The following is a 14,026-nucleotide window of genomic DNA, read 5'->3' on the forward strand; positions in this document are numbered from 1 at the left end:
CGCATTAACTCAACAACCAAAAAAACAACCGCTTAAAGCGGTAAGAGGCCTTGCATGCGCATGATTAAAACTACCGCTGTTGTCATTGGGCTGCTCATTAGCGCGCTCGCTCAAGCGCACCCAAAACTACTTTCCTCCACTCCGGCAGAAGGTGCGGATGGCGCAGCACCCGGCAAAATCGAACTGCACTTTTCCGAAAGCCTCATGACCCAGTTTTCCGGCGCGAAACTGGTCATGACCGAAATGCCCGGCATGGCGCACTCCCCCATGCCCATGAAAGCTAAAGTCTCCGGCGGCAGCGACCCGAAAACCATGGTCATCACACCGCTTTCGCCACTGCCTGCCGGCACCTACAAAGTCGAATGGCGCGCGGTGTCGTCGGACACCCACCCGATCACCGGCAACGTCACGTTCAAAGTGAAGTGATTGATGAGCGACTCGGTCAGCATTGCACTGCGCTTTGGGTTGTATGTGGATTTGATGCTGCTGTTTGGCCTGGCGCTGTTTGGGCTCTATAGCCTTAAAGGACAGGAACGGAGATCGGGCGCGGTGTTGCCGTTTCGGTCGATGTTGGTGGGAACGACGGTGCTGGGTGTGCTGTTTTCCGTCGCCAGCATGGTGGTGATGGCGAGCGCCATGAGCGGCGAGTCGGATTTTGCCGAGCTGCGTCCGCATATCGAGATGATGGTGTTTGAGACAGACGTGGGACTGGCCTGGACGGTTCGCGCTGTCGCGCTGGTTGTCGGCGGCTTGGCGGTTATGTTCAACCAACGAGCGCCCGGCATCAGTCTACTGATCGCATCTGCTGCTGGAGGCATCGCCCTCGCCAGCCTGGCCTGGAACGGTCATGGCGCGATGGATGAAGGTAGCCAGCGGTATTGGCATTTCATCACCGACATCTTGCATCTGCTGGCGGCGGGGGCGTGGCTGGGAGCGTTGATCGCATTTGCCCTGTTAGCGAGGATCAACTCACTGCAAAGCGAAGAGCGCATCCGGCTGCTCGTCCGTGCTGTCAAGCGGTTCGAATGGGTGGGCGCGGTGATTGTTGTCGTGATCACCGTAACGGGAATCGTGAACTACCTGTTCATTGTCGGCCCTGAACTTGACGAGGTGTTTCTCAGTACCTACGGGATTTTGCTATTTATCAAAGTGGGGTTGTTTGCCGGGATGCTGGTGCTGGCCGCGTTGAATCGGTTTCAACTTGGGCCACTCTTGGAACGGTCGCTGCGGGACAGGCAATACCGGGTAGCGGCGAATGCATTGCGACGCAGTGTGGTCGTGGAGTGGGTGGCGGCGGTGTTGATTGTGGGGTTGGTGGCCTGGCTGGGGACGTTGAGTCCAGAGATGGAAATGAGCGCGGAGTAACGTAAAGGGGCGCCACTTGATATGGATCAATGACGGCCTCTTGCTCGGGACTAAGCTCAAGCTCCCCCCTCGGATCGAGTACACACTATGCTCCGGTTCCGCACTCACCTACCGCTGTTGATCCGCCAAGTGCTCGCACTGTGGCCGCCCGCACGCCTGCGCTTCGTTCGCTTCAACAATTAAAACCGATCTCCGAGCGTCCGGAATACCGGACGCTCCCTTTGGCTTCGCCTCTTTAGCGCAGCTCAATTCCTGTACGTCCCTGACTCACTGGAGATTGCCATGCATACGCACTTCAAAGCACTCGTCGCCGCACTGCTCATCAGTAGCCCATTGGTTGCTCTGGCCGTCGAGGAACATCACCCCGACACACCATCAACCGCACCGACCACCGCCACCGTCGCCACGCAAGACAAGGCGATGAGCGAACAGATGAAAAAAATGCAGGCGGCCCACGAAAAAATGATCGCCGCCACAACCCCGGCCGAACGCCGGGCCGCCATGCAAGAAGGCATGGCCACGATGAAGGATAGCCTGGGCATGATGCACAACCACTGCCAAGGCATGGGAATGGGCAAAGGCATGTCCGGCGGCAAGGACCGCTCAGACCAGATGATGGGCATGATGATGAAAATGATGGATGAGCAGTCGAGCATGATGAAGATGCCGATGAGCAACTAACGCCCTTAAAGATGCCCTTGACCTTGCCATCGCAGCAGGGTCAACGATCGATTCACGTCATCAACATGAAGGCGTAAAGAAGAAATCTGGCTGCGGCGGGTCAAGTTGCTGCTGTCACTGAGTCCGCCCCGGCGAGGATGAAGTTGAGCGGTGCGACAGAAAGTAGGTACTCTCAGCGCCACTCCATCATGGAAGCCGGATAACAATGAAAAACATAAAAATCGCAATGATGCTCGGTGGTCTGCTCGCTCTATCGTTTGCCGCTCAGGCAGAGCAATCGCATTTGGACAACGTCATCCAACAAGGCCAACTGCGCGTGTGTACGACGGGCGACTACAAGCCCTATACCTCCAAAGCCGAGGACGGCGAATACTCGGGCATCGACATCGCCATGGCCCGTTCGCTGGCCGACAGCCTGGGCGTCAAGGTTGAATGGGTGCAGACCACCTGGAAAACCCTGATGCCCGACATGCTGGCGGGCAAATGCGACATCGGCATGGGCGGAATCTCGGTCACGCTTGAGCGGCAGAAAAAAGCCTTCTTCAGCACCACGCTGGATGTCGACGGCAAAGTCCCCCTCGTACGCTGCGAGGATCAGGCGCTGTACCAGACCGTCGAGCAAATCAACCAGCCTTCGGTTCGTTTGGTCGAACCGGCCGGTGGCACCAATGAAGCCTTTGTTCACGCGTTTTTGCCCAAGGCGCAATTGAGCCTTCACGACAACGTGACCATCTTTCAAGAACTGCTGGACAAGAAGGCGGACGTGATGATTACGGATGCGTCGGAAGCGTTGTATCAGCAGAAGCTCAAACCTGGTTTATGCGCGGTGAATCCGGGGCAGTTTATGCAGTATGGGGAGAAGGCTTACCTGCTGCCGCGTGATGATATGACTTGGAAGTTGTATGTGGATCAGTGGTTGCATCTGGCTAAGGTGACGGGGAAGTACCAGAAGGTCTTGGGACAGTGGATAGCTACGCCTGAGACCAAATAGCCCTCTACGTTGGCGACGCCTGCGTTCGGCTGCGCAGTAGCCCCCTTCCGGGAACACGCAACGGCAGGAATGCCGCGCCGTTGCGTCACGACCCTAGTCGTCGTGCAACAACCCGGAACTGTACTCGCCGAAACTGTTACCTAACGCACCGCCATGGAAATTCAACTGACTGTGATTATTGGTCGGCCCCGGGCCAAAGCCGGCAGAGGGCTGAACGTCTTCGGAGTAATTGCTTTGGGTGGTTACACCCGAACAGGCGCTCAACAGCAACGCACCACCGATCAGCAAGACTTTGAAGAGGTTTGAGGTCATTTTTCAGTTTCCCTGTGGACTGGGGGCGAGGTGATGCAAGCTTTAGTCAGCATCGTAGACCGGGAAGACGATGCGCATTATGAAGCTTTGCGGGGCGACAGCATTGGTTCAGCTACAGCGGCTTCTTGCCGCGAAAAAGGTCGTTCCCCAGACGAATCATCAAAAGAGCAACGTCCTGCATGACACTCGGAAGTGTTCTTACACTTGTCCGTTGCTGCGCTTTTGTCACGAGGCCTATAGTTCATCCAACGCCCAAATGGCGCCAAATCAACGAAGTGGATCAGTGGAGAAACGGTAGCCGATACAACACGCTTGCAAGCGTCCTTCGCCCTCAGAGTCTTTTTTTCACAAAATTGAAGTCGTTTCACGGCGAAAAATGGCGACAGATTTGTTTACCCATAACGATCCAGTCCATTTCCAATCATGTCGCTGTTCAGATGCCCTGAACAACGGCAACAAGACTCGCCTAAGCCCCGCAACCCCAATCCTGATAAACTCCCCACCTCCCAGCCCCACCCATCTCAGAACCGCCAATGCCCCCAATCACCGCCACGCCCGCCCCGCTCTCCCGCCGCTTCTCCGTCGCTCCGATGATGGATTGGACAGACCGCCACTGCCGTTTCTTCCTGCGCCTGCTCTCCAGGCACGCTCTCCTCTACACCGAAATGGTCACCACTGGCGCACTGCTCAACGGTGATCACGAGCGTTTCCTGCGTCACAACGAAGCCGAACACCCGCTCGCGCTGCAACTGGGCGGCAGCGTGCCGCTGGACTTGGCCGCCTGTGCACGCATGGCTCAGGACCACGGTTACGACGAGGTGAATCTGAACGTCGGCTGCCCGAGTGATCGGGTGCAGAACAATATGATCGGCGCGATGCTGATGGGGCATCCGCAGTTGGTGGCCGATTGTGTAAAGGCGATGCGCGATGCGGTGTCGATCCCGGTGACCGTGAAGCACCGCATCGGGATTAATGGACGGGACAGCTACGAAGAGTTGTGTGATTTCGTCGGTACGGTTCACGACGCCGGGTGCACCAGTTTCACGGTGCATGCGCGGATTGCGATTCTGGAAGGGTTGTCGCCGAAGGAGAATCGCGACATTCCACCGCTGCGCTATGACGTTGCGGCGCGATTGAAGGCGGATTTTCCGCAGCTGGAAATTATTCTCAATGGCGGAATCAAGACGCTGGAGGCCTGTCACGAGCATTTGCAGACCTTCGACGGCGTGATGCTGGGCCGTGAGGCGTATCACAACCCTTATGTGATGGCCGAAGTGGATCAACAACTGTTCGGCAGCACGGCGCCGGTGATCAGTCGGGCCGAAGCGCTGGCGCAGTTGCGGCCTTATATAGCGGCACATATTGATGCGGGCGGTTCGATGCACCACATCACCCGGCATGTGTTGGGGTTGGGCACCGGGTTCCCGGGCGCGCGCAAGTTTCGGCAGCTGTTGTCGGTGGATATTCATAAAGCCAAGGAGCCTTTGGCGTTGCTGGATCAGGCCGCGGAGTTGCTTGACGGGCGCTAACGGTCACCCGGGTTGAACCTGCGTCCTTATTTGGCATCGTATTTATCGACACCGCGCCCCGCCATTCAAACAGCCGTTTTCAGGTTGTTGCCGCCGGGGCCTTCGATACGTACATGCGCCCTTGAGTGGCTGTCAGCGCTCGGGTAATGTCATTAGACCCATAGGACAGAGCACGCCCATGACTTCCAAGCTGGAACAACTCAAACAAATGACCACCGTGGTTGCCGACACCGGCGACTTCGAAGCGATCGCTCGCGTTAAACCGGTGGACGCTACCACCAACCCTTCCCTGCTGCTTAAAGCGGCGGCCATTCCCGGTTATGCCGAACTGCTGAACGCCTGCGTCAGCGACTGCAAGGGCGATGTGGGCCTGGCCAGCGACCGTTTTGGCGTTGCGGTAGGGCAAGAAATTCTGAAGGTGATTCCTGGCCGTATTTCCACTGAAGTGGATGCACGTCTGTCGTTCGACACTGACGCCGTATTGAAGCGTGCGCACCGTCTGATCGAGCTGTACGACAAGGCCGGCATTGGCCGTGACCGCGTGCTGATCAAGATCGCCTCCACCTGGGAAGGCATCCGCGCTGCCGAGATTCTGGAAAAAGAAGGCATCCAGACCAACCTGACACTGCTGTTCTCGTTCGCGCAAGCGGCGGCGTGCGCCGATGCAGGTGTGTTCCTGATTTCGCCGTTCGTGGGCCGGATCTACGACTGGTACAAGAAGGCCAACGGCAACGACTACACCGGCGCGGATGACCCGGGCGTGCAGTCGGTGACGCGCATTTACAACTACTACAAGGCCAATGACTACAAGACTGTGGTCATGGGCGCGAGCTTCCGAAATCTGAATCAGATTGAGCAGTTGGCCGGTTGCGACCGTTTGACCATCAGCCCTGACTTGATCGATAAGCTGGCGGCGGACACTGGCAAACTGGAGCGTAAATTGGCGCCGGGTCATGCTGGTGAAGCGCGCTTGAGCTTGAATGAAGCGCAGTTCCGTTGGTTGTCGAACGAAGATGCGATGGCGACCGAGAAACTGGCTGAGGGGATTCGTCAGTTTGCTCGGGACCAGGAAAAGCTCGAGGCGCTGCTGCAGGCCAAGCTGTGATCTAGTTCAGCGCAATGCAAAAAGGGCGAACCTTGATGGGTTCGCCCTTTTTTATGTGTCGATTTTGGGATTGCTACGCAGTCCAGCGGGAGCAGGCCCCCTCGCCACAGGTATCAATGACGCTCCAGCGCATTCACCAGGTCATGAAACGCTTCACGATTCGAATCATTCAACCCCATCAGGATCTTGTGCGCTTCGAGCACTTTGATCCGCACCACTTCTTCCGACTGGTCCTGGTCAGGCAAGTCGGTCAGGCACTCAGGGCACGGGATCGGGCGGTCCACGATGTTGAACACCTGCTCAAAGCCCATGGACTGCAGCAGACGTGTGATGTCTTCGTGGGTGGTAACGACGGTCGGCAGCAGGCCGACTTTCTGCCGCGAAAGGATAGACAGTTTGGCCAACAGGCCAAGAGTGGTGCTGTCAATGCTGCGGGTTTCGGTCAAATCAATCACGATCGCGTTGAAATTCATCGCGGTGAAGATTTTCTCAATAGTCGCATCCAACGCCGAACACAGGGTCAGGCGAACTTCACCGACGAACTTGAGGACGAAGGTGCCGTCCTGCTCGGCGAACTGGATTCTACCGGTACTCATTAAAGATTCCTGCTCAACACCAACAGGGCGATATCATCCGGCATCTCCCCTAGCGTGGCCAATCCAAAAACCTGCCGCAGCCCATCCAGGGTGCCGCCCGCTGCCTTGACCCGTTGGGGCAAGGCCGCTTCTTTTTCTTTGAGTGTAGGCTCTGGCAAAAGGTCCAGAATGCCATCGGACATCAGTGTCAGGCTGAATGTCGGCGGCAATTCCAGCACGTGATCTTCGTAGGTGGCTTCATTGAAGAGCCCCACCGGTAGACCACGTCCTTCCAGATATCGAACACTGTCTGGCGTGTACAACACAGGCAACGGTAAATGACCACCGATGCTATAGGTCAACAAACCTGTCTCCTCGTCGATGACTCCACCGACCATTGTGACGTGTTTGCCCAGCTTACAACTGATCAGGCCTCGGTTGATATGACCAAGGACCTCTGAAGGCTTGAATTCCGGCAATGTGCCGTTGCGCTTTGACTCGAACAGCAAGCGCGTAGTCATGAACTTCAGCAGCACGGTAACGAAGGCTGAAGAGGCGCCATGACCGGAAACGTCCGCCAGGTAGAACGCTACCCGACGCTCATCGACCCGAAAGTAGTCAACGAAATCACCCGACAGGTACAGCGACGGGATGATCTGGTGTGCAAACTGGAACTCGTCGATGGTCCAGGGACTGACCGGCAGCATGTTCATCTGCACCTGGCGACCGGCATTCTGGTCTTCCTGGAGCAGGTTCAGGCTGGCTTCGAGTTCGCGATTGGCCTTTTCCAGCTTCTCGCGGTAGCGCTGGTTTTCCAGCAGCAGACGCGCGCGATCCAGGGCCCGGCGCACAGAGTGCTCGAGCACGGCAAGATCTTCGAGAGGCTTGATCAGGTAATCCGCCGCGCCCAGGCGCAAAGCCTCGACCGCGTCGTTCATCACGCCGGCACCCGAAACCACAATCACCGGGGTTTGCGGTGACCGTTCGGTGACCTGGCGAATGAGTTCGAGTCCGCCCATCTGCGGCATGCGCAGATCGCAGATGACCAAGTCGGGCTTGTCTTGCTCGAATACCTGAAGACCTTGCTGGCCATTGCTGGCCTGCAAGACGCTGAAACCACTGTCTTCCAAATAGGCGGCGAGGCTCGCGCGCACTACTTCGTCATCATCGATTATCAGCAGCGTGGCACTGGTTTTTGGCATGTGGGCAAACGGCGCCAGAATTAGGTTGGCGTAGCAGGCTGGGCAATTGACCCCGCGCACACTACTGGATTCGCTTTCTAGCCTCTCTGCCGCACCGTTTTCGAGCATTTGCCCTACTCACAGGCACACCAGAGGTGCCCTTCTAAGGCGCAGACGGTACTCCCATCCGCGGGGCGTTTCAAGCTCACGCCGATGGTCGCTTGACGTCTTTACTAGTCAAATCACCGGGAGTTATAAGAACAGGCAAAACCGTAACCCAATGGAAGGATGAAGCCCATGAGCCAAACCGAACGGGACTACAGCGAAAAACGTGATTTCATCCGCATGCGAGTCGATGCCGATGTCGCGCTGATTCATCAAGGGGACGAGGTTGCAGCCGTCTGCATCGACCTTTCCAGCAGTGGCATGCAGGTCGAGGCACCGCGCTTGTTCAACGTAGGCGACCGGCTCAGCGTGCGGATTGAGTCCGATCATGCGGCACTCAAAGGACTCGAAGCCGACACTGAAGTGGTGTGGGTGAAAGCCCAGGACGGCGCCAGTCAGAAACTCGGCCTTACAATCTTGAAGATGAAATAACCCGGATCCAAAACCAAAGAAGGCGGCCACTGGCCGCCTTCCTGGTTTTTACCGGTCGAGATTAAAAATCGTCTTCGACCTGGCCGTCTTTGACTTTGAACTCGCGGTTCTGCAAGTACGCATTGCGGATGAAGGTGTATTTGTCGCCGCTGATCAACTTCTCGGCCGACAACAGGCTGGCGCGGGTGTCGACGATGTTCAGGCCGAAGATCGAGTTACGCACTGGTACGTCGTGGATGTACGGGTACGGGCCGGTGTAGCCATCGACAAACTTGGCTGGCGCATCACGCAGGGTGCTTGGCCCCAGCAACGGCAGCATCAAGTACGGGCCACTTCCTACGCCCCAGTAGCCTAACGTCTGACCGAAGTCTTCGTCGCTGCGGTTCAGGCCCATTTTGGTGCCCACATCGAAGAAGCCCAGCAGGCCGAAGGTGGTGTTGAAGATCAGGCGTGCGGTGTCGACGCCGGCAGCGGCCGGTTTGGCCTGCAAGATGTTGTTGGCAAGGTTGGTGACATCACCGACGTTGCGGAACATGTTGTGGATGCCGTCTTCGAGAAATTGCGGGGTCACAAACTGGTAGCCCTGCGCCAGAGGCTTCAGCGCATAGGTGTCGACCACATCGTTGAACTTGTAAATCGGACGGTTGATGCTTTCCCAAGGGTCGTCTTCCGTAGCTGCCTGGGCAACGAACGGAGCCAGCAACATACTGGCACACACACACAGCTGAGCTAGATGATTGCTCCAGCGCATAGAAAAACTCCTTGGATTGTACTGGCGCGAGCGACTTGGCCCGGGCGTTAAGCTGGCTAGTATAAGACGGAAAAGTCGCTTTAGGCAGCATCGTGCGCGATGGCCTACGGATGATTCGCCATGACTGTGAGCGATTCACATCAATGTCACTCAACTGTCACCGGCGACACATAGCCTTGTCGCTATTTCAGGGAAGTTTACATGCCGCACGCCGAAACCTTACCCCTCACCGCCCCCAGCCTGACCGCCGTCCTGTTTGGCCTCAGCGGTTGCCTGGTGGACTTCGGCGCCCGCACGCGTCAACACGACGCCCATTCTGTCGAGCACGCCGAGGTCACCCCAGGCGCCCTCGACAGCTTGCACAGTTTGCAGCGCCAACAGATTCCCTGCGCCTGGCTCGACGAACTCTCCCCTGCACTCAGCCATTCCCTGGCCGTCGCCCTGCCGGAGTGGATCAAACCTTCGCAACACCCCGAAACAATCAATCCGTGGCCGGCACCGAATGCGTGCTGGCAAGCCTTGATGGCGTTGAATGTCGGACGACTGGATGGCTGCGTACTGGTCAGCGGTGAACCGCGATTGCTGCAATCGGGCCTGAACGCCGGGCTGTGGACGATCGGTCTGGCCTCCTGCGGCTCACTCTGCGGACTCGCGCCCAGCGAATGGCAAGCCTTGAGCCAAAAGGAACGCGAACACCTGCGCGGAAAGGCTACCGTGCAATTGTTTGGCCTGGGCGTGCATTCAGTGATCGATCATCTCGGCGAACTCGACACCTGCCTGGCGGACATCAGCCTGCGTCGACTCAAGGGTGAAAAGCCCTGATCGAGATCATGCAGGTTTCTCGCGAGTGGATTAATCTAAAGGTCAGCCATAGACCTTTGGCGCGCTGCCGCGGTCTATGCCAGTGCCTATCGATAAAAGGAAGAACGCCATGCCTGCCCGCGAACTGCAAGACCAGCTCAATGCCCTGCGCGAGCAATTGGAACAGAATCCTCCGCTGACCGAAGCCGAGCGCGCCGATCTCCATGCGCTGATGCAACAGATCGAACTTGAGCTTGAGCTGGAAACCAAAACCCAGGACTCCAGCCTCGCCGATGGCGTGAATCTGGCTGTCGAACGTTTCGAACTTGAGCACCCCGCCATTGCCGGCACCTTGCGCAACATTGTGCAAACGCTGGGCAACATGGGGATCTGAACCCGCCAGATGCAAAAAGCCCCGCTAGTGATAGCGGGGCTTTTTAATGCCTGCGATTTGAGCTCGCTCCTGCAGGGGATTTTTTATTGGCGGACCAGGCGGTGGTTCGGCAGTTGCACGTCTTCAGTGCTGCGATACGGGTTGATGTCCAACCCGCCACGACGCACATACCGCGCATACACCGTCAATTTCTCCGGTTTCAGCAACCGTTGCAGATCGAGGAAAATCCGCTCCACGCATTGCTCATGGAAGTCCGAGTGCTGACGGAAGCTCACGATGTATTCCAGCAGACTCGCGTGATCCAGCGCCGCGCCACGGTATTCCACCGCCACACTGCCCCAATCCGGCTGACTGGTCACCGGGCAGTTGGATTTGAGCAAATGACTGTGCACGCTCTCCTCGACAATGCGCGACTCGTCGCAACGCAGCAGTTCCGGCCGCGGATGCTCGTAGTTGCTGACGCTGATCTCCAGGTCATCGATGCACACGCCCGGCAGCGCCACGACGCCTTCGGCTTCAACGTCTTTCAGGCTGCGAATCCGCACGCCAACCGGCTTACCCGCCGCAGCGGACAGGTCTTTCACCAGCGTCGCTTCAAGGCTCGCGGTGTCGGCAAACGGCGTCTGGTTCAGTGAGTTCAGATACAGCTTGAACGACTTGGATTCGATGATGTTCGGCGAATCCGCCGGGATACTGAATTCGCCGATCGCCACCACCGGTTTACCGGATGGCAACAGCCACGACAGCTCGAAGCAATTCCAGAAGTCCACGCCCTTGTACGGCAGGGTTTCTGCCGTCAGGCCCAGCTCGGCCCATTTCGCAGTGCGCGGGATCGGGAACAGCAAGGACGGCGTGTAAGTGGCGATGTATTCGCTGGATTTGCCCAGCGGCGAGTGTTCGGCTGCGGGATGCATGGCGGAAACCTGACTGAAGAATCAGCGGATTCTACCAGCCTTTGCGCCCGCCTTTGAGTGCTTACTGACTGACAGTCAACTTGCCGACCATGCCAGCCTGATAGTGGCCTGGAATATTGCAGGCAAACTCCAGGTTGGTGGCCTTGGTGAAGGTCCAGGTCAGTTCAGCGGTCTTGCCTGGCTCGACCAGCACACTATTGGGGTCATCGTGCTTCATGCCGTGATCCATTCCCGCCATCGCGCCGTGGTCCATTTCTTTCATGCCTGTAGGCGTAAGCATGCCGCTCTGCTGCATCTTTGACATTTCCTGCTGATGTTTTGCATGCATCGCCGCATCACCAAGGTTGAATTCGTGCAGCAATTGGCCCTTATTCACCAGCACGAAGCGAACCGTCTCACCGGCCTTGATATCAATGGCCTTGGGGGTGAACGACATGTCGCCCATCACCACTTCGACGCTGCGATCAGCCTTGTCGGCCGAGGCTGGTTGACCGAAGTCGTAGGTGCGCGCCGGCGATGCCCACGCCGGCGAACTCAACACCAGCAGGCACGCAGCCAACACCAGGGGTTTGCGCAAAAACATAGTCGTACTCCAACAAGATAAAGTTCAGCCTGTGGAACACACTAAACTGTTGCCACTGCCCGTAACCTGACAGCCAGATTACAACTTTGTCAGGTTGGCCTGCGCGATCACTGCCCACGGTATAAAGCGTTCGTTCCACTTGCCTCGAGTCGCCCATGAAACTGCTGATCGTCGAAGACCAACCGAAAACCGGCCATTACCTGCGTCAGGGCTTGACCGAAGCCGGGTTCAACACCGAACTGGTGGCCGACGGCAGCACCGGCCAGCAATTAGCCCTGAGCGGTGACTATGCACTGCTGATCCTCGACGTGATGTTGCCCGGTCGCGATGGCTGGCAAATCCTGCAAGCCGTGCGCAGCGCCGGCCTCGATACGCCGGTACTATTTCTGACAGCGAGAGATGCGGTGGAGGACAGGGTTCACGGCCTCGAACTGGGCGCCGACGACTATCTGGTCAAGCCGTTCGCCTTCTCCGAACTGCTGGCCCGGGTTCGCAGCCTGTTGCGTCGCGGCACCACCACGCATCAGGAAACCAGCCTGCAACTCGCCGATTTGCGCCTGGATCTGATCCGCCGCCGCGTCGAACGCAGCGGTCAGCGCATCGACCTGACCGCCAAGGAGTTCGCTCTGCTGGAAATGCTCCTGCGCCGTCAGGGCGAAGTGCTGCCCAAATCGCTGATCGCCTCCCAGGTCTGGGACATGAATTTCGACAGCGACACCAATGTGATCGAAGTCGCCATCCGCCGTTTGCGCCTGAAGATCGACGACGAGTTCCCGAACAAGTTGATCCACACCGTGCGCGGCATGGGTTATGTCCTCGAAGAGCGCCCGGCCTGATGCGCAGACTTTCATTGAGCAGCCGCCTGGCGCTGCTGTTTGCGGCCTGCACTGCGGTGGTTTCGTTGTTCGCGGGAGTGTTGTTCAGTCGCGCCAGCGAGGCGCACTTCGTTGAGCTGGATCAGCAATTGCTGGACGGCAAGCTGATTGGGCTGCGTCAAGCGCTTCACAATCTGCAGTCGAGTGAAAGCGAAATCAAATTGGCCGATGAATTGAACCGTCAGGCTGATTTGTCCCTGCGCATTTCCGGTAGCGACGGCACGCGCTGGTACGACAGCACCACGAGCCTGCCCGATAAACTGCCGCAGACACCGGGTTTGTCGACCCTGAACGACGACGGTACCGATTACCGCGTCTTGAATGCGCCTTTGTTTGTCGAAAAACCTGACTCACCACAATTGACCCTGCTGCTGAACATCACCCACCACCAGCACTTTCTACAACGCATGCAGCGCCTGATCTGGCTGACCGTCGGCTTGTCAGCCCTGGCCACTGCGCTGCTGGGTGCCTGGGCGGCGCGCAGCGGGTTGCGTCCGTTACGGCGCATGAGTGCGATCGCCAGTGGCGTTTCCGCGCAGTCGCTTAGTGCCCGACTGCCCGAAGAGAACATGCCACCAGAACTTGCGGAAATGGCCCACCACTTCAACGCCATGCTCGAACGCCTCGACGACTCTTTTCAGCGACTCTCGGCGTTTTCCGCCGACATCGCCCATGAACTGCGCACGCCACTCTCGAACCTGCTGACCCACACCCAGGTCACCCTCACCCGCCCGCGGCCCATCGAGGATTACCGCGAAGCGCTGCACAGTAACCTCGAAGAACTGCAATGGATGGCGCAACTGGTCAATGACATGTTGTACCTGGCCAAGGCTGACCATGGATTGTTGATGCCCAAACGTGAACAACTGGAACTGGGGGAAGAAGCGGATGTGTTGCTGGAGTTTTTTGCGCCGCTGGCCGAGGACGCCCAAGTGACGTTGAGCCGCGAAGGCAACGCGCGCCTGGTGGGAGACCGGAGCATGCTGCGCCGGGCGCTTTCGAATTTGCTGGATAACGCGTTGCGGTTCACGCCGGCCGAGGGCGAGGTCCGGGTGCGGATTATTGAGCGGCCAGAAGGTTTGAGCCTGACGGTTGAAAACAGCGGCGATGAGATAGACGGGGTGTTGCTACCGCGACTCTTCGATCGTTTCTATCGGGCGGATCCGGCGCGCCAGGAAGGCAGCAGTGAACATGCGGGGTTGGGATTGGCGATTACCCAGTCGATCATCCGCGCCCATGGCGGGCAGATTCGTTGCGAATCGGATAACGGATGGACGCGGTTTGTGATTGATTTGCCCAAAGGAGATTGAGGACAGCAATTCCGGCCTCATCGCTGGCAAGCCAGCTCCTGCAGTGACCGAGTTGAATCACA

At 57.8% G+C, this 14,026-nt stretch carries 17 protein-coding genes; 11 read left to right on the forward strand and 6 right to left on the reverse strand.

Annotated elements, in window-relative coordinates; translation table 11 throughout:
• Positions 1-54: 54 nt before the first annotated feature.
• From copC to Q7W83_RS16995, 4 genes are all read left to right on the forward strand, one after another.
• Positions 55-426: a copper homeostasis periplasmic binding protein CopC gene (gene copC, locus Q7W83_RS16980; protein WP_473656379.1), complete on the forward strand. Its 372-nt coding sequence runs from the start codon at positions 55-57 to the stop codon at positions 424-426.
• Between the two features lie 3 nt (positions 427-429).
• The gene (copD, locus tag Q7W83_RS16985; RefSeq protein WP_473656380.1) at positions 430-1,365 is read left to right on the forward strand and encodes a copper homeostasis membrane protein CopD; all 936 of its coding nucleotides are present in this window, start codon (positions 430-432) and stop codon (positions 1,363-1,365) included.
• A gap of 282 nt (positions 1,366-1,647) precedes the next feature.
• A complete protein-coding gene (locus Q7W83_RS16990; protein WP_473656381.1) occupies positions 1,648-2,046 on the forward strand; it encodes a hypothetical protein in 399 nt (132 codons plus the stop codon).
• A 229-nt stretch (positions 2,047-2,275) separates the two neighbouring features.
• A complete protein-coding gene (locus Q7W83_RS16995; RefSeq protein WP_473657640.1) occupies positions 2,276-3,037 on the forward strand; it encodes a transporter substrate-binding domain-containing protein in 762 nt (253 codons plus the stop codon).
• A gap of 93 nt (positions 3,038-3,130) precedes the next feature.
• On the opposite strand, the gene Q7W83_RS17000 is transcribed toward Q7W83_RS16995, so the two are convergent.
• Positions 3,131-3,349, reverse strand: a complete 219-nt coding sequence (locus tag Q7W83_RS17000; protein WP_150637455.1) for a hypothetical protein — start codon at positions 3,347-3,349, stop codon at positions 3,131-3,133.
• Between the two features lie 533 nt (positions 3,350-3,882).
• On the opposite strand from Q7W83_RS17000, the gene dusA reads away from it, so the two are divergent.
• On the forward strand, positions 3,883-4,878 hold the full coding sequence (gene dusA / locus Q7W83_RS17005) for a tRNA dihydrouridine(20/20a) synthase DusA (RefSeq protein ID WP_150637457.1): 996 nt from the start codon (positions 3,883-3,885) through the stop codon (positions 4,876-4,878).
• Between the two features lie 178 nt (positions 4,879-5,056).
• Positions 5,057-5,983 (forward strand): transaldolase, encoded by a 927-nt coding sequence (gene tal / locus Q7W83_RS17010; protein WP_084318046.1) that lies wholly within the window; start codon positions 5,057-5,059, stop codon positions 5,981-5,983.
• A gap of 113 nt (positions 5,984-6,096) precedes the next feature.
• On the opposite strand, the gene rssC is transcribed toward tal, so the two are convergent.
• Together rssC and rssB are read right to left on the reverse strand one after the other, a co-directional pair.
• The gene (rssC, locus tag Q7W83_RS17015) at positions 6,097-6,579 is read right to left on the reverse strand and encodes an anti-sigma factor antagonist RssC (protein ID WP_150631590.1); all 483 of its coding nucleotides are present in this window, start codon (positions 6,577-6,579) and stop codon (positions 6,097-6,099) included.
• Complete coding sequence (gene rssB, locus Q7W83_RS17020) at positions 6,579-7,760, reverse strand: two-component system response regulator RssB (RefSeq protein WP_084323765.1); 1,182 nt, start codon at positions 7,758-7,760, stop codon at positions 6,579-6,581. Before rssB ends, rssC begins: the two co-directional genes overlap by 1 nt.
• Before the next feature lie 276 nt (positions 7,761-8,036).
• Between rssB and Q7W83_RS17025 the strand changes: the two genes are divergently transcribed.
• Positions 8,037-8,336 carry a PilZ domain-containing protein gene (locus tag Q7W83_RS17025; RefSeq protein WP_150637459.1) on the forward strand — a complete coding sequence of 100 codons (300 nt, stop codon included), beginning with the start codon at positions 8,037-8,039 and terminating at the stop codon, positions 8,334-8,336.
• A gap of 61 nt (positions 8,337-8,397) precedes the next feature.
• Here Q7W83_RS17025 and Q7W83_RS17030 read toward each other — a convergent pair whose 3' ends face one another.
• Positions 8,398-9,087 (reverse strand): MlaA family lipoprotein, encoded by a 690-nt coding sequence (locus Q7W83_RS17030; protein ID WP_150631592.1) that lies wholly within the window; start codon positions 9,085-9,087, stop codon positions 8,398-8,400.
• A 201-nt stretch (positions 9,088-9,288) separates the two neighbouring features.
• Here Q7W83_RS17030 and Q7W83_RS17035 point away from each other — a divergent pair, with 201 nt between their 5' ends.
• Together Q7W83_RS17035 and Q7W83_RS17040 are read left to right on the forward strand one after the other, a co-directional pair.
• Entirely contained in the window at positions 9,289-9,909 is a 621-nt protein-coding gene (locus Q7W83_RS17035; RefSeq protein WP_150631593.1) for an HAD family phosphatase, read from the forward strand.
• A gap of 109 nt (positions 9,910-10,018) precedes the next feature.
• Positions 10,019-10,282 (forward strand): DUF4404 family protein, encoded by a 264-nt coding sequence (locus Q7W83_RS17040; protein ID WP_150631594.1) that lies wholly within the window; start codon positions 10,019-10,021, stop codon positions 10,280-10,282.
• Positions 10,283-10,365: 83 nt separating this feature from the next.
• On the opposite strand, the gene queF is transcribed toward Q7W83_RS17040, so the two are convergent.
• Together queF and copI are read right to left on the reverse strand one after the other, a co-directional pair.
• Entirely contained in the window at positions 10,366-11,196 is an 831-nt protein-coding gene (gene queF / locus Q7W83_RS17045; RefSeq protein WP_150631595.1) for an NADPH-dependent 7-cyano-7-deazaguanine reductase QueF, read from the reverse strand.
• Positions 11,197-11,257: 61 nt separating this feature from the next.
• Entirely contained in the window at positions 11,258-11,779 is a 522-nt protein-coding gene (gene copI / locus Q7W83_RS17050) for a copper-resistant cuproprotein CopI (protein WP_150631596.1), read from the reverse strand.
• A gap of 155 nt (positions 11,780-11,934) precedes the next feature.
• Here copI and Q7W83_RS17055 point away from each other — a divergent pair, with 155 nt between their 5' ends.
• Complete coding sequence (locus Q7W83_RS17055) at positions 11,935-12,615, forward strand: heavy metal response regulator transcription factor (RefSeq protein WP_473656382.1); 681 nt, start codon at positions 11,935-11,937, stop codon at positions 12,613-12,615.
• Positions 12,615-13,964, forward strand: coding sequence for a heavy metal sensor histidine kinase (locus Q7W83_RS17060; RefSeq protein WP_150637465.1), 1,350 nt, complete (start codon positions 12,615-12,617; stop codon positions 13,962-13,964). Before Q7W83_RS17055 ends, Q7W83_RS17060 begins: the two co-directional genes overlap by 1 nt.
• The last annotated feature ends 62 nt before the right edge of the window (positions 13,965-14,026 follow it).

This window comes from Pseudomonas sp. 300 (assembly GCF_055803035.1).

Coding starts and splice junctions, on each gene's coding strand:
- copC (WP_473656379.1), top strand. CDS start 55: ATGCGCATGATTAAAACTACCGCTGTTGTCATTGGGCTGCTCATTAGC.
- copD (WP_473656380.1), top strand. CDS start 430: ATGAGCGACTCGGTCAGCATTGCACTGCGCTTTGGGTTGTATGTGGAT.
- Q7W83_RS16990 (WP_473656381.1), top strand. CDS start 1,648: ATGCATACGCACTTCAAAGCACTCGTCGCCGCACTGCTCATCAGTAGC.
- Q7W83_RS16995 (WP_473657640.1), top strand. CDS start 2,276: ATGCTCGGTGGTCTGCTCGCTCTATCGTTTGCCGCTCAGGCAGAGCAA.
- Q7W83_RS17000 (WP_150637455.1), bottom strand. CDS start 3,349: ATGACCTCAAACCTCTTCAAAGTCTTGCTGATCGGTGGTGCGTTGCTG.
- dusA (WP_150637457.1), top strand. CDS start 3,883: ATGCCCCCAATCACCGCCACGCCCGCCCCGCTCTCCCGCCGCTTCTCC.
- tal (WP_084318046.1), top strand. CDS start 5,057: ATGACTTCCAAGCTGGAACAACTCAAACAAATGACCACCGTGGTTGCC.
- rssC (WP_150631590.1), bottom strand. CDS start 6,579: ATGAGTACCGGTAGAATCCAGTTCGCCGAGCAGGACGGCACCTTCGTC.
- rssB (WP_084323765.1), bottom strand. CDS start 7,760: ATGCCAAAAACCAGTGCCACGCTGCTGATAATCGATGATGACGAAGTA.
- Q7W83_RS17025 (WP_150637459.1), top strand. CDS start 8,037: ATGAGCCAAACCGAACGGGACTACAGCGAAAAACGTGATTTCATCCGC.
- Q7W83_RS17030 (WP_150631592.1), bottom strand. CDS start 9,087: ATGCGCTGGAGCAATCATCTAGCTCAGCTGTGTGTGTGTGCCAGTATG.
- Q7W83_RS17035 (WP_150631593.1), top strand. CDS start 9,289: ATGCCGCACGCCGAAACCTTACCCCTCACCGCCCCCAGCCTGACCGCC.
- Q7W83_RS17040 (WP_150631594.1), top strand. CDS start 10,019: ATGCCTGCCCGCGAACTGCAAGACCAGCTCAATGCCCTGCGCGAGCAA.
- queF (WP_150631595.1), bottom strand. CDS start 11,196: ATGCATCCCGCAGCCGAACACTCGCCGCTGGGCAAATCCAGCGAATAC.
- copI (WP_150631596.1), bottom strand. CDS start 11,779: ATGTTTTTGCGCAAACCCCTGGTGTTGGCTGCGTGCCTGCTGGTGTTG.
- Q7W83_RS17055 (WP_473656382.1), top strand. CDS start 11,935: ATGAAACTGCTGATCGTCGAAGACCAACCGAAAACCGGCCATTACCTG.
- Q7W83_RS17060 (WP_150637465.1), top strand. CDS start 12,615: ATGCGCAGACTTTCATTGAGCAGCCGCCTGGCGCTGCTGTTTGCGGCC.